The 12,533-nt window shown below is 72.6% G+C and carries 14 protein-coding genes; 7 read left to right on the forward strand and 7 right to left on the reverse strand.

The genetic code is table 11. The features are described 5' to 3' along the window. Positions 1–276: 276 nt before the first annotated feature. Complete coding sequence (locus tag MRBLML1_RS08965) at positions 277–726, reverse strand: Lrp/AsnC family transcriptional regulator (RefSeq protein ID WP_364514481.1); 450 nt, start codon at positions 724–726, stop codon at positions 277–279. A 169-nt stretch (positions 727–895) separates the two neighbouring features. On the opposite strand from MRBLML1_RS08965, the gene MRBLML1_RS08970 reads away from it, so the two are divergent. After that, complete coding sequence (locus tag MRBLML1_RS08970) at positions 896–4,420, forward strand: indolepyruvate ferredoxin oxidoreductase family protein (RefSeq protein ID WP_364514484.1); 3,525 nt, start codon at positions 896–898, stop codon at positions 4,418–4,420. A gap of 45 nt (positions 4,421–4,465) precedes the next feature. Here the strand turns inward: MRBLML1_RS08970 and MRBLML1_RS08975 are convergent, their stop codons facing one another. Beyond that, entirely contained in the window at positions 4,466–4,726 is a 261-nt protein-coding gene (locus MRBLML1_RS08975; RefSeq protein ID WP_364514487.1) for a metal-sensitive transcriptional regulator, read from the reverse strand. Between the two features lies 1 nt (position 4,727). Beyond that, complete coding sequence (locus MRBLML1_RS08980) at positions 4,728–5,126, reverse strand: DUF302 domain-containing protein (protein WP_364514490.1); 399 nt, start codon at positions 5,124–5,126, stop codon at positions 4,728–4,730. A gap of 128 nt (positions 5,127–5,254) precedes the next feature. Here MRBLML1_RS08980 and MRBLML1_RS08985 point away from each other — a divergent pair, with 128 nt between their 5' ends. Next, positions 5,255–7,432: an MMPL family transporter gene (locus MRBLML1_RS08985; RefSeq protein ID WP_364514493.1), complete on the forward strand. Its 2,178-nt coding sequence runs from the start codon at positions 5,255–5,257 to the stop codon at positions 7,430–7,432. Positions 7,433–7,475: 43 nt separating this feature from the next. Then, positions 7,476–7,874, forward strand: coding sequence for a carboxymuconolactone decarboxylase family protein (locus tag MRBLML1_RS08990; RefSeq protein ID WP_364514495.1), 399 nt, complete (start codon positions 7,476–7,478; stop codon positions 7,872–7,874). 168 nt (positions 7,875–8,042) lie between these two features. Here MRBLML1_RS08990 and MRBLML1_RS09000 read toward each other — a convergent pair whose 3' ends face one another. Continuing rightward, the gene (locus MRBLML1_RS09000) at positions 8,043–8,525 is read right to left on the reverse strand and encodes a nuclear transport factor 2 family protein (protein ID WP_364514501.1); all 483 of its coding nucleotides are present in this window, start codon (positions 8,523–8,525) and stop codon (positions 8,043–8,045) included. An 81-nt stretch (positions 8,526–8,606) separates the two neighbouring features. Between MRBLML1_RS09000 and MRBLML1_RS09005 the strand changes: the two genes are divergently transcribed. Further along, positions 8,607–8,942: a TraR/DksA family transcriptional regulator gene (locus MRBLML1_RS09005; RefSeq protein WP_364514504.1), complete on the forward strand. Its 336-nt coding sequence runs from the start codon at positions 8,607–8,609 to the stop codon at positions 8,940–8,942. A 15-nt stretch (positions 8,943–8,957) separates the two neighbouring features. Here the strand turns inward: MRBLML1_RS09005 and MRBLML1_RS09010 are convergent, their stop codons facing one another. Continuing rightward, positions 8,958–9,587, reverse strand: coding sequence for a hypothetical protein (locus tag MRBLML1_RS09010; RefSeq protein ID WP_364514507.1), 630 nt, complete (start codon positions 9,585–9,587; stop codon positions 8,958–8,960). Between the two features lie 54 nt (positions 9,588–9,641). On the opposite strand from MRBLML1_RS09010, the gene MRBLML1_RS09015 reads away from it, so the two are divergent. Next, complete coding sequence (locus tag MRBLML1_RS09015) at positions 9,642–10,517, forward strand: alpha/beta hydrolase fold domain-containing protein (RefSeq protein ID WP_364514509.1); 876 nt, start codon at positions 9,642–9,644, stop codon at positions 10,515–10,517. Here the strand turns inward: MRBLML1_RS09015 and MRBLML1_RS09020 are convergent. Then, positions 10,514–11,278, reverse strand: coding sequence for an enoyl-CoA hydratase-related protein (locus tag MRBLML1_RS09020; RefSeq protein ID WP_364514512.1), 765 nt, complete (start codon positions 11,276–11,278; stop codon positions 10,514–10,516). The genes MRBLML1_RS09015 and MRBLML1_RS09020 overlap by 4 nt on opposite strands. Positions 11,279–11,298: 20 nt before the next feature. Further along, positions 11,299–11,682 carry an MmcQ/YjbR family DNA-binding protein gene (locus tag MRBLML1_RS09025; protein WP_364514515.1) on the reverse strand — a complete coding sequence of 128 codons (384 nt, stop codon included), beginning with the start codon at positions 11,680–11,682 and terminating at the stop codon, positions 11,299–11,301. Between the two features lie 85 nt (positions 11,683–11,767). Between MRBLML1_RS09025 and MRBLML1_RS09030 the strand changes: the two genes are divergently transcribed. Both MRBLML1_RS09030 and MRBLML1_RS09035 read left to right on the forward strand, forming a co-directional pair. Then, positions 11,768–11,983, forward strand: a complete 216-nt coding sequence (locus MRBLML1_RS09030; protein ID WP_364514518.1) for a hypothetical protein — start codon at positions 11,768–11,770, stop codon at positions 11,981–11,983. Beyond that, a complete protein-coding gene (locus tag MRBLML1_RS09035; RefSeq protein WP_364514521.1) occupies positions 11,980–12,507 on the forward strand; it encodes a hypothetical protein in 528 nt (175 codons plus the stop codon). The genes MRBLML1_RS09030 and MRBLML1_RS09035 overlap by 4 nt, the downstream gene beginning before the upstream one ends. Positions 12,508–12,533: the final 26 nt, after the last annotated feature.

Here is a 12,533-nt window from a genome sequence, read left to right on the forward strand (position 1 = left end):
CTCAGAGCGTCGCCTAGCACGAAAGTATCTCGATCGCCATGCGGCACTGCGCGACCTCAGCTGACAGGAAGTCATCAGGCGCTTGTCGAGGCAGGCACAGAAGAGCGGAAAGCGCCCGGCCCTCCGCGCGCTAAGTGACTACGAGGCGCCATCGCGACGGTCGTAAATCCGACGGGGGTTGGCGGGGTGGCTTCACCTATGCGAAGCGATAGCTGCGACACAAGCCGCAGCACCAACAAACGACGCGCCTCTTGAGAGGCAGCTGACAAGCGACCCTCATCCGAACCGCGTCCACCCTTCCAATACGACGAGCGTCTTGGTGCTGGCGACCGCCCCGCCCGACCGCAGCGAGCTCACCACCCGCCGTAGGTCCTCCACGCCCTCCACCCGGATCCGCACGAGCGCGTCCGGGTCACCGGCCAACGTGAGCACTTCCTCGACTTCAGGCACACCAGCCACGAACTCCAGCACCTGAGCCAGGTCCAGGTCGTCGGAGAAGCGCAGCTCCATGACGGCCTCGATGCCGGTGGCGATCCGGCCGTGGTTGATCTGGACCGTGTAGCGCTCGATCACGCCGAGCTTCTCCAGCCGGGCGATGCGGCGTTGGACGGGAGCGACGGTGAGGCCGACGGACTGGGCGATCTCGCGCAGCGGACGGCGGGCGTTCTCGCGCAGGAGGTCGAGGATGGCGCGGTCGGTGGCGTCGATGACGGCGGCGTCGGTCACGCAACAAACGATAAGCGACACACCGCAATCGTTGCTCAAGGGAGACACAAAACAGCCGGATGGTTGCGGATCTTCGCTCAACTGGACGGCCAACCTTGTGACCCGGAGCACGCAGCAGAGACGCTTCTCGCGCACCCGCACGTACGCGCACGCACGAGGAGAGCCCCGCATGACCGAGCTGCTCAACCGCCCGACCACGCCGGAGCCGGCGACGCCGTACGACCTGGCAGACCGGTTCCGCACGGACGCCCCGCCGATGCTGCTGACCGGCGTCCAGGCGATCGCGCGGCTGCTGGTGGAGCACCGGGCGCTCGACCGGCGGCGCGGGCTCAAGACCGCGAGCTTCGTGTCGGGCTACCAGGGCAGCCCGCTCGGCGGCCTCGACAAGATGCTCGGCGACATGCGCGACGTGCTCGACGCCAACGACATCCGGTTCGTGCCGGGGCTCAACGAGGAGCTCGCGGCGACGGCGGTGTGGGGCAGCCAGATCGACCTGCCCGCCGCCCCGGCGAAGTACGACGGCGTGACCGGCTTCTGGTACGGCAAGGGCCCCGGCGTCGACCGGGCGACGGACGCGCTGCGCCACGCCAACATGTACGGCGTCAACCGCCGTGGCGGGGCCGTGCTCCTCGTCGGTGACGACCCGGCGTCGAAGTCCTCGACGGTGCCGGCGGTCAGCGAGCGCTCGCTCGCTGCGCTGGGCATCCCGGTGCTCTTCCCGCGCAACGCGACCGAGATCGTGACGCTGGGCCTGCACGCCATCGAGATGTCGCGCGCGACCGGCTGCGTGGTCGCGCTGAAGATCGTCGCGGACGTCGCGGACGGTGCGTGGGTCGTCGACAGCAAGGACCTGCAGGTCAACCCGATCGCCCCCGCGATCGACTGGAACGGCAACCCCTACGCCTACACGCAGAGCCCGATCGTGCTGCGCCCGGCGATGATCATCGGCGCGGAGGCCGAGCTGGTCGGCCCGCGGACGGCGCTGGTGCACGAGTACTCCGCGCGCAACGACCTCAGCGTCACCGAGGTCGACACCCCCGGGGCCCGGTTCGGCCTGGTCGCGTCCGGCTCCTGCTTCGACTCGCTGCGCCAGGCGCTCACCGACCTCGGCGTGAGCGACGAGGCGCTCGTCGACGCCGGCGTCCGGGTGATGCGGCTCGGCATGATGAGCCCCGTCGAGCCCGAGGCCGTACGACGCTTCGCCCAGGGCCTGGAGGAGATCGTCGTCATCGAGGACAAGACGTCCTTCATGGAGACCCAGATCCGGGACCTGCTCTACGGCACGGAGCACGCGCCGCGCATCCTCGGCAAGAAGGACGCGAGCGGCCAGCTGCTCGTCCCGGCCGACGGCGAGCTCACCGCGGGCCGCCTGCTCGCGCCGCTGCGCCACGCGCTGGAGGGCTGGGTGACGGTGGCTCCGCCGCAGCGCCCGCGCACGGTCCTGCCGCTGCTCTCGGCCAGCCGCTCGGCGTACTTCTGCTCCGGCTGCCCGCACAACCGCTCCACCGTCCTGCCCGAGGGCTCGATGGGCGGCGGCGGCATCGGCTGCCACGTCATGGTCACCATCTCCGACCGCCCCGAGAGCGCCGTGACCGGTGTGACCCAGATGGGCGGCGAGGGCGCGCAGTGGATCGGGCAGGCCTGGTTCACCGACGCCGACCACATGTTCCAGAACGTCGGCGACGGCACCTTCTTCCACTCCGCCCAGCTCGCCGTCCAGGCCTGCGTCGCGGCCGGGGTGAACATCACCTACAAGATCCTGCACAACGACGTCGTCGCGATGACCGGCGCGCAGGACGCCGAGGGCGCGCTCACGGTGCCGCAGCTGACGCACAAGCTGACCACCGAGGGCGTCAAGAAGATCATCGTGTGCGCCGACGAGCCGGGCCGCTACCGGCGCCGCGAGCTCGCCGCCGGCACCCTGCTGTGGGACCGCGACCGGCTCGACGAGGCCCAGCGGCTGCTGCGCGACGTCCCCGGCGTGACCGTGCTGATCTACGACCAGCACTGCGCCGCCGACGCCCGCCGCCAGCGCAAGCGCGGCGCGCTCCCCCAGCGCACCCAGCGGATCGTCATCAACGAGGCGGTCTGCGAGGGCTGCGGCGACTGCGGCATGAAGTCCAACTGCCTCTCGGTGCAGCCGGTCGAGACGGAGTACGGCCGCAAGACCCGGATCGACCAGACCTCCTGCAACACCGACTACAGCTGCCTCGACGGCGACTGCCCGTCGTTCGTCGCCGTGGAGACGGCGCCCCGCAAGCGTCGCGCCAAGAAGGACAAGAGCAAGACCACCAAGCCCGCCCGCAAGAGCATCCCGACGCCGCCGCCGGTCGCCGCCAGCCCGGCGGAGGAGCGGGTCGCCACGACCCAGAACGTCTTCATGGTCGGCATCGGCGGCACCGGCATCGTCACGGTCAACCAGGTGCTGGCGACCGCGGCACTGCGGGCCGGGTACGCCGTGGAGTCGCTCGACCAGACGGGCATGAGCCAGAAGGCGGGGCCGGTCGTCGGTCACCTGCGGTTCGCGGCCGGCGACCTGGAGCCCGCCAACCGGCTCACCCCGGGCTCGGCGGACTGCTTCCTGGGCTTCGACCTGCTGACGCTGGCCGAGGACCGCAACCTGACCTACGGCAGCGCCTCGCGCACCCGCACGGTGGTCTCCACCAGCCGCACCCCCACGGGCGCCATGGTCAACGACCCCGCCGTGCAGCACCCGGACGAGGCGGGCCTGCTGGAGCGGGTCCGCACCGCGAGCCTGGCGCTGTTCGACTTCGACGCCCTGGAGGCGGCCGAGCGGATCTTCGGCAACACCCTCGCCGCGAACTTCCTGCTCGTCGGCGCCGCCCACCAGGCCGGCGCCCTGCTGCTGCCGGCGGCCGCGATCGAGGAGGCCATCGAGATCAACGGCACCGCGGTCGCGTCGAACATCGCCGCCTTCCGCTGGGGCCGCGCCGCGGTGGCCGACCCCGCCGCCTTCCGCGCGGCCGGCACGGCGGCCGCGATGCACGAGCCGGCGGTCGTCGTACCGCCCGCCTCGGTCGCGGCCTCCGGCCTGGAGGGTGAGCTGCTGCGCCTGGTGAGCCAGCGCGCCGCCGACCTGGTCGCCTACCAGGACGAGCAGCTCGCCGACTCCTACGTCGCCCTGGTCCGCGAGGTCGCCGCCGCCGAGCGCGCGGTGACCACCGAGACCCGCTTCAGCGAGTCGGTGGCACGCCACCTGTTCAAGCTGACGGCGTACAAGGACGAGTACGAGGTCGCCCGCCTGCTCACCGACCCGGCCTTCCTCGCCTCCACCGGGGACGCCTTCCCCGGCGGCACCGTGGCGTTCAAGCTGCACCCGCCGATGCTGCGCGCGATGGGCCGCGACAAGAAGATCTCGTTCGGCCCGCGCAGCCACGGCTCGCTGCGGGCGCTGGCCCGGATGAAGCGCCTGCGCGGCACCCGCGCCGACGTCTTCGGCTACGCCCACGTGCGCAAGGTCGAGCGCGAGCTGCGCGACCACTACCGCGCGCTGGTCAGCGAGCTGGCCCGCGACCTGAGCGTCGAGGGCTACGACCGCGCGGTCGAGATCGCCGGTCTGCCGGACATGGTCCGGGGCTACGAGCACGTCAAGCTCGGCAACGTCGAGCGGTACGTCGAGGCGCTGCGCGCCCTGGGCGCGAGCACCCCGGAGGTCGGCGACCTCAGCGCCTGACACGGACCACGCGGTCCCGGCGGCGGGTGCCGCCGGGACACGGCCTCACGCGAGCGTGAGGAAGATCTTCTCCATCTTCTTGGTGTCCAGGCTGTCCGGGCCACCCTCCACGATGCACTGCTGGAGGCCCGCGGCGACGATCGCGAACCCGGCGCGGTCGAGCGCCTTCGAGACGGCGGCGAGCTGGGTCACCACCTCCTCGCAGTCCCGGCCCTCCTCCAGCATCCGCACCACGCCGGCCAGCTGACCCTGCGCACGCTTGATCCGGTTGACCACCGGCTTCATGGACTCGGTCTCGAGCTGCATCTCAGATCTCCTCGGTCAGCGACGCCCTCAGGGCGTGCAGGCGCTCGCCCGCGTCGTCGGCGACCCCGCGCAGTGCGTCGCCGGCCAGCGTAGCCATGACCGACGGATCGAGGGACTCGACCAGGGTGAGCCCGTCGTCCACCGCGCGCACCACCACGTTGCACGGGAGCAGCGCCGCGACCGACGGATCGGCCTGCAGCGCCTGGTGAGCGAGCGTGGGCCGGCAGGCCCCGAGGATCAGCTGCGGGGGGATGTCCACCCCGAGCTTGGCCTTCAGGGTGGCCGCCATGTCGATCTCGCTGATCACGCCGAAGCCGACCTCGGCCAGCCCGGCTCGTACGCGCTCGACGACCGTCTCGAAGGGACCGGGAACGGTCGTGCTCAGGGTGTAGGTGCTCATCGTGTGCCTGCTCCTCCTCGGCCGCGGAGGGCCGTCTCGACCCGGCGGCCCGTATACCCCCCGGGGTGTTTTGACTGATCCAACTATACCCCCTAGGGTATCGGCCGTCCCCCTCCCCGAAGGAAGCCATGTCCTCGTCCACCTCCTCTGCCTCGACCTCTCCCGCGGCTCCCGCCGACGGACCCGCGACCGACTACCGGCCCGGCCCCCTCGGCCGTCTCGGCGTCGGCGTCACCCGTCGCCGCCGCCTGACCGCCGTCGTCTGGCTGCTCCTGATCGTCGGCCTCGGCGCCTTCGCGCCGCGCGTCGAGAGCTCCTTGTCGGGGGCGGGGTGGCAGGCCGACGGCTCCGACTCCGTCGCCGCCCGCGAGCTCGCCGTCGAGCACTTCGGCGGCAACGCCAGCTCCGGCCTCCAGGTCGTCGTCCACTCCGAGGACGGCCCGGTCACCGAGGGCGCCGGTGCCGAGGTCCTGGCCAGGGCGACCTCCCTCCTGGAGGCCGACCCGCGGATCGCCGCCGTCCTCGCACCCCAGCCCGGCGCGAGCCTGAGCAAGGACGGTCGTACCGCCGTGCTGCTGGCCGGCGCCGCAGCGAGCACCGACGAGATGGTCCGCGCCGCCGACGACCTCAAGGGGCCGCTCGCCGACCTCTCCACGGGCGGGGTGAGCGTCAACCCGACCGGCGCCTCCCTGCTGTGGTCGGACTTCAACGAGGCGAACCTCGACGCCATGCTCACCTCCGAGATGCTCTCCTGGCCGGTGACCCTGGCGATCCTCGTCCTGGCCTTCGGCGCGCTCGTGGCGGCCGGGCTGCCACTCGTCCTGACCCTGGCCGGGCTCGTCGCCTCCGCCGGCTCGCTCGTGCTCATCAACGAGCTCGTCCCGGTCTCGATCTGGGCGATGAACTTCGCGATGATGTTCGCGCTCGCCCTCGGCATCGACTACGCCCTCTTCCTGGTCGTCCGCTACCGCGCCGCCCGGGCGAGCGCGCCGGGCTCGCCGCACACGGCGATCGCCCGGACGATGGACACCGCGGGCAAGGCCGTCCTGCTGTCCGGGGCGACCGTGCTCATCTCGCTCTCCGCCGTGATGCTGGTGCCCTCGCCGTCGTTCCGGTCGATGGCCGGCGGGATCATGCTGGCGGTGGTCTTCGTCCTCGCCGCCACGTTGACCCTGCTCCCCCTCGTGCTGTTCCAGCTCGGCGACCGCATCGACCGCCTGGCGCTGCCCTGGGCGCGTGCCGGCGAGCACCGCTCGCCACGGTTCGCCGCGTGGGGAGAGCGACTGTGGCGGCGCCCCCTGGCCTGGGGCCTGGGCGCATCGGTGGTGCTGGTCGCGCTCGCCGCGCCGGTCCTCGGCCTGCGGACGGCGATGCCCTCGATCAAGGTCCTGCCCGAGGACTCCACGGCGCGGATCGGCTACGACCAGGTCAAGGACGCGTTCGGCGACGGCGCTCCCGGCACGCTGCAGGTCGTCGTACCGAGCGCGCAGGCCGACGAGGCAGCCGCCGTGCTCGCCGCCGACCCGGGCATCGCCGTCGCCTCGCCGCCCGCGGACGCTCCCGACGGCAGCCCGCTCGCGATGATCCAGGCCGTGCCCTCGGTCGACCCGTCCGACCCCGCCCTGGCGCGGACCGTCGACCGGCTGCGGGAGGACCTGCCCGGCGACGCCCTGGTCGGTGGCGCCGCCGTGGAGAACCTCGACCTGAAGGCCCAGCTCGACACGTCCACCCCGCTCGTCATCGCGGTGATCCTGGCCCTCGGGTTCCTCCTGCTCCTCGTGGCCCTGCAGGCACCGCTCGTCGCCCTGCTCGGCACCGTCGTCAGCCTGCTCTCGACCGCCGCCGCCTTCGGCGTCGCTCGCCTGGTCTTCCAGGAGGGCTGGGGTGCCGGTCTCCTCGGCTTCGAGTCGCAGGGCTTCCTCGACGCCTGGGCGCCGGTGTTCTTCTTCGCCATGATCTTCGCGATCGCGATGGACTACACCGTCTTCCTGCTGTCCTCGGCCAAGGAGCACCACGAGCGCAGCGGTGATCCGCGCGAGGCCATGGTCGGCGCGGTGGCCCACTCCGGGCGCGTGGTGTTCGCCGCCGGCGCGGTCATGGTCGCGGTGTTCTTCACCTTCTCGCTGTCCGGCCCGCTGCCCCCCAAGGAGATGGGCGTCATCCTGGGCGTCGCCGTCCTCCTGGACACCTTCCTGGTCCGCCTGGTCCTGCTGCCCGTCCTGCTCCGCCTGACCGGGCGCGCCGCGTGGTGGACGCCCGCCTGGCTGCGCCGGATCCTGCCGCGGATCACCTTCGCCCACGACTGAGCACGCCACCCCGAGCCCACCACCCCGCACCGAAGGAGACACCATGAGCACCACCACCGAGAACACCGCCGGCACCAGCCCGGCACCAGGGCACGGCAAGAGCGTCCTCGACGAGCTCTCCCCGCTGCACCGCGAGCTGCGGCGCAGCATCCCGGACGTCTACAAGGGCTTCGGCGAGCTGCACAAGGCCGCCTTCACGGCCGGCGAGCTCGACGTGAAGACCAAGGAGCTGATCGCGCTGGCGATCGGCGTCGTCGAGGGCTGCGACGGCTGCATCGCCTCGCACGCCCAGGCCGCGGTCCGGGCGGGCGCCTCGCGCCAGGAGGCCGCGGAGGCCATCGGCGTCACCTTCTTGATGAAGGGCGGGCCGGCCACGATCCACGGCCCCCGCGCCTACGACGCCTTCTGCGAGTTCGCCGACGCCACCACGGCGCCGGCCTGAGGAGCCGGCCGATGTGCCGAGCAGTGCGGTGCCGCACCTGCGGGCGGACCACCTGGGCCGGCTGCGGGGCCCACGTGGCACAGGTCCGGGCCGCCGTACCACCCGGTCAGTGGTGCGCGGGACACGACGATCGCGACGCACCGAGCTGGCTGCGCCGCCTGACGCGGCTCAGTGCTTCGAGGAGGGGTCCCAGCGGTTGGCGATGAGCTGGAAGCTGGGCGTGTCCTCGAGCGAGGTCATCGCCTCGTAGATCCGCTCGTACTGGGTCGAGGCGATCCGCCACTTCCCGTCCGGGTCGCGGCGGTAGGTGTCGCGGTAGTAGCCGCCGCCGCGGATCTGCACCTTGAAGTCCGGCACCACCACCGTGTCCTCGAACGCCCAGGACCCGGTGGCGGTGTCGCCGTCCACGTCGATCTCGGGGTGGTTGGCGATGTGGATGGTGATGATCCCGCCACCGAGGTTCTCGGCCATGAAGGCGACCACGTCGGCACGGTTGTCGTAGTGCAGCGGCTCGCTCATCGCCTGGGTGCCGTAGCGGGCGGTGACGTCCTCGGCCAGGCAGTCGGCGAACTCGTCCCAGAGCTTGAGGTCGAGGGTGCGGAAGTAGCGGTGCTTGAGGCGCTTGATCTCCTCGATCGCGACAAGGTCCATGCGCCGAGAGTAGAACGTGTTCTAACCATCCGGCCAGGACTTCGCCGATCCGATGTCGGTGGACGGCGCGAGCATGTCCCCATGGACGCCGTACGACGCCGCTTGGACGCCGAGCGCGCGCAGACGCTGCGCCGCCTGGCGGACCTCACCGACGACTACGGCGCGGTCGTCGCCGCCTCGCGCGACACCAACGCCGACGACGAGCACGACCCGGAGGGCGCAACGATCGCCTTCGAGCGCTCCCAGGTCGGTGCCCTGGTGCGCCAGGCGCGGCACCACCTGGAGGAGGTCGACGCGGCCGAGCGCCGCCTGGACGCCGGCACCTACGGCACCTGCGAGCGGTGCGGCCAGCCGATCGCGGAGGGCCGCCTCGAGGCGCGACCGGTGGCCCGGCACTGCATCACCTGCGCGACCTGACCCCGCGACTTTCACTCAGTGCGGAGCTGTCGTCCACTCCGTGGGCTCGATGCCACTGTCAGCACTGTCGTAGTCGATGTACGGCTCGGCCGTGGTGTACGGGAGGTCGTTCGTCGACGGGTAGCCCAGCTCGCTGCGTACGGCGGCGATGTATGCCCGCTCGGCAGCAACTCGGCTCGGGAAGAGATGCGGGTGATGGCACCGGGACTGCACCAGGTCCGCCGCGGCGACGACGTCCCGTGGTGCGATCAGCTCGAGGACCGAGTGGGCCCGGGTCACCGCCACGTAGCCCTCGTCCTGCCGCCCCCGGATCCGCTCTCGGTCGGCGTTGTACTCCCGCACATCCTCGTCGTCCCACGAGTCGGCGTCGTCCAAGCGCCGCCTGCGGGCCGCAAGGAGCCGGTTCTCGTGCTCGATGTCCGCAACCTCGGTGCAGGCAGCCAGGAAGTCGGCGTACGCCACGCGCTTGTCCTGGATGAAACGGAGCCGATCGTCGCGACGGTCCCGGCTGCGCTGACGGAACACCTCGACCACGGTCTTGATGAGCAAGCCGAGCAGGATGCCTGCCAGCCCCACCGCACCGGCGAACCACCACGGTCCCTTGTCGGCGGACGACGCGCCCGCCAGCGACAGGTAGAGCACCATCGACATCCTCTCTCAGAGCGAGCGCCGACTGTAGCGGCTGCGCGGACTGGTTGGATGGCGCTCGTGCAGGTCCCGCTCCCCCTCGCCCGCCTCCTCGTCCGCCGCGTGGTGAAGCCTGTGCTCGGCACCCGGCTCAGCCCGCAGCGCCAGCGCCAGGCCATCGACGCCCTGATGCGCTTCCCGATCCTGCCGAAGGGCACCCGGGTCGACGTCGTCGACCTCGGCGGCGTCCCGGCCGAGCGGGTCGTCACCGCGGCGAGCAACCCGGGACGGGCACTGCTCTACCTGCACGGCGGCGCCTACCTCGTCGGCTCCCCGCGCACCCACCGCGCGGCCGCCGCGCACCTGGGCCACGCGGCCGGCACGGTCGGCTACGTGCTCGACTACCGCCTCGCGCCCGAGCACCCCTATCCCGCGGCGGTCGAGGACGCGCTCGCGGCGTACCGGGCGCTGCTCGCGACCGGCGTGGACGTCGTCGTCGCCGGCGACTCGGCGGGTGGCGGGCTCGCCCTGGCGCTCGCCCTCCGGCTGCGCGCCGAGGGCCTCGCCCAGTCGAGCGCGATCGGGCTGGTCTCGCCATGGGTCGACCTGGGTCTCGACGGGCTGGACGAGACGGTGGACGACCCGCTGCTCAGCCGCGGCTGGCTCGAGCTCGGCGCGTCGTCGTACGCCGGCGGGGACGTCGCCAACCCCGAGGTCTCCCCGCTGCGCGCCGACCTGGCCGGCCTGCCCCGGCTGGTGGTCCAGGCCGCGAGCGAGGAGATGTTCCGCACCGACGTGGAGCGCTTCGTGGCCGCCGCCCGGGCGGCGGGCGTCGAGGTGGCCTACGAGCGGCTGGAGGGGCACTGGCACGTGACCCACCTGTTCGCGGGGATGGTGCGCGAGGCGACCGAGGTCGTGCAGCGGCTCGGCCGCGGCCTGCGCGGCTAGCGTCCGCGCCAGACCGGGTCGCGCCGGTCGAAGAACGCCTGCACGCCCTCGGCGAGGTCCTCGGTGACGAGCAGCCGGTCGAGGGCGGCGTGGCTGGCGGCCCAGTCCGCGCTCTCGTCGCCGTTGATCTCGCGCTGGGCCAGGGCCAGGGACTCGCGGACGGCAAGCGGGGCGTTCGCGCAGATCCGCGACGCCACGCCGAGGGCGACGTCGAGCGCGGCGCCGGGCTCGACGAGCCGGTTGACCAGGCCGAGCCGCTCGGCGCGCTCGGCGTCGATCGGGTCGCCGGTCAGCAGCATCTCGCGGGCGACGTTCGCGGGCAGCACGCGGGGCGCCCGGAAGACGCCGCCGAAGTCCGGCAGCAGCCCCCGCTTCACCTCCGGGAAGCCGAAGCACGCGGCCCGCGAGGCGACGACCAGGTCGCAGGCCAGCACCAGCTCGAAGCCGCCGCCGAGCGCGAGGCCCTCGACCGCCGCGACGAGCGGCTTGGGCCGCACCCGCGACATGATCCCGGCGATGCCGCCCCGCTCGGTCGGCTGCCCGGGCCCCTCGGCCAGGTCGGCCCCGGCGCAGAACACCTCGGGCCCGCCGGCCAGCACGCCGCACCACAGGGAGTCGTCGTCCTCGAGCAGGTTGAGCGCCTCGTCGAGGCCCCGGGTGACGGCGGCGTTGATCGCGTTGCGCTTGGCGGGCCGGTCCAGCCCGATGATCAGCACCCGGTCGTGGCGGATGGTCCGGACGGCGATCTCCTCGTCGGTCACGCCGACCAACCTAGCGGCGCTCAGCCGCCGGGCCGGTCGACGAGGTCGACCAGCCGCTGCGGGGCCTGCAGGCAGAACGAGTCGGTGAGCAGCTCGCCCAGCTCGTCCCAGTCGGTGTCCTCGTCGATGATCATCCCGACGACGTTGCCGCCCCACTCGGCGCGGAAGTACGGCGGGCCGAGGTGCTGGAAGGCCATCACCTCGTCCGGCTCGGCGCGGAACACGATCCGGAACAGCTGGTCCTCCCCGCCGAAGACGTGCGCGACGGTGGCGGTCGTCCCGGCGACCCGCCACCGCACCCCGACCCAGGCGTCCTCCTCGCGGCACTCCGGGAGGCGGGCGAAGAGCGCACGGAGGCGCGCGACGTGCTCACCCGGGACGTCGGGTCGGGTCGGACGGGCCACGGGAGGAATCTCGCACAGCCCGCCGACAACCGCGACGCGTCAACCCGACCTTGACATCTCGGAGGTGTCAACACAGGATTGACACATGGAAGCCCAGAAGAGCGCGATCGTCCTCGCCGTCGGCGTCTGCCTGACCATGGCCGTCAGCGCGGCCCTCGACGGAGCCGCCCGGATCGTCGTCCAGGGCGTCGGTGTGGCCCTGCTCCTGATCGGCGTGGCCGTGGTCGCCGCGCAGGCCAGGAAGGGCGCCCGCCACGACGGCGACCTGTGGCTGCCGAGCCGCGACGAGGACAAGCGGTGAGCGACCTCGACGAGGCGATCGGCCGCGCGATCCTCGCCGGCGCCGACCCCGACGACGCGCTCGCCCTGGTCCGCCGCGCCGCCGACGCCGACCGGGCCGCGGGCGCGCTCCTGCACCGCTCCGTCGCCTCGGCCCGCTCCGGGGGGCACAGCTGGCAGGCGATCGGCGACGTGCTCGGCCTGACCCGACAGGCCGCGCAGCAGCGGTTCGGCAAGGACGAGGCCCCCGAGCCGGCCGGCGCCGAGGAGCGCTGGCTCGGCCCGGTCACGGCCTTCGACGAGATGGACGAGCTGGCCCTCGCCGGCCGGCTCGGCTGGCACACCGTCGGAGCCGGCCTGCTGCGCCACCGGATGGTCCGCACCGCCACCCAGTGGGAGCACAAGCGGGTCGTGTGGAGCGGCTCCTCGACCCGGTACGCCCGCGAGGGCTGGCAGGTCGGCTGCCGCGCCTTCCCGTGGGTCTACCTGGTGCGCGACACCGGTCGACCGGTCGCCGAGGACTCCGCACAGGAAATCACCGGCTGACCGACAACCATCCGACGCCACCACCA

The sequence above is a fragment of the Nocardioides sp. LML1-1-1.1 genome, assembly GCF_040676175.1.
Classification (GTDB): Bacteria; Actinomycetota; Actinomycetes; order Propionibacteriales; family Nocardioidaceae; genus Nocardioides.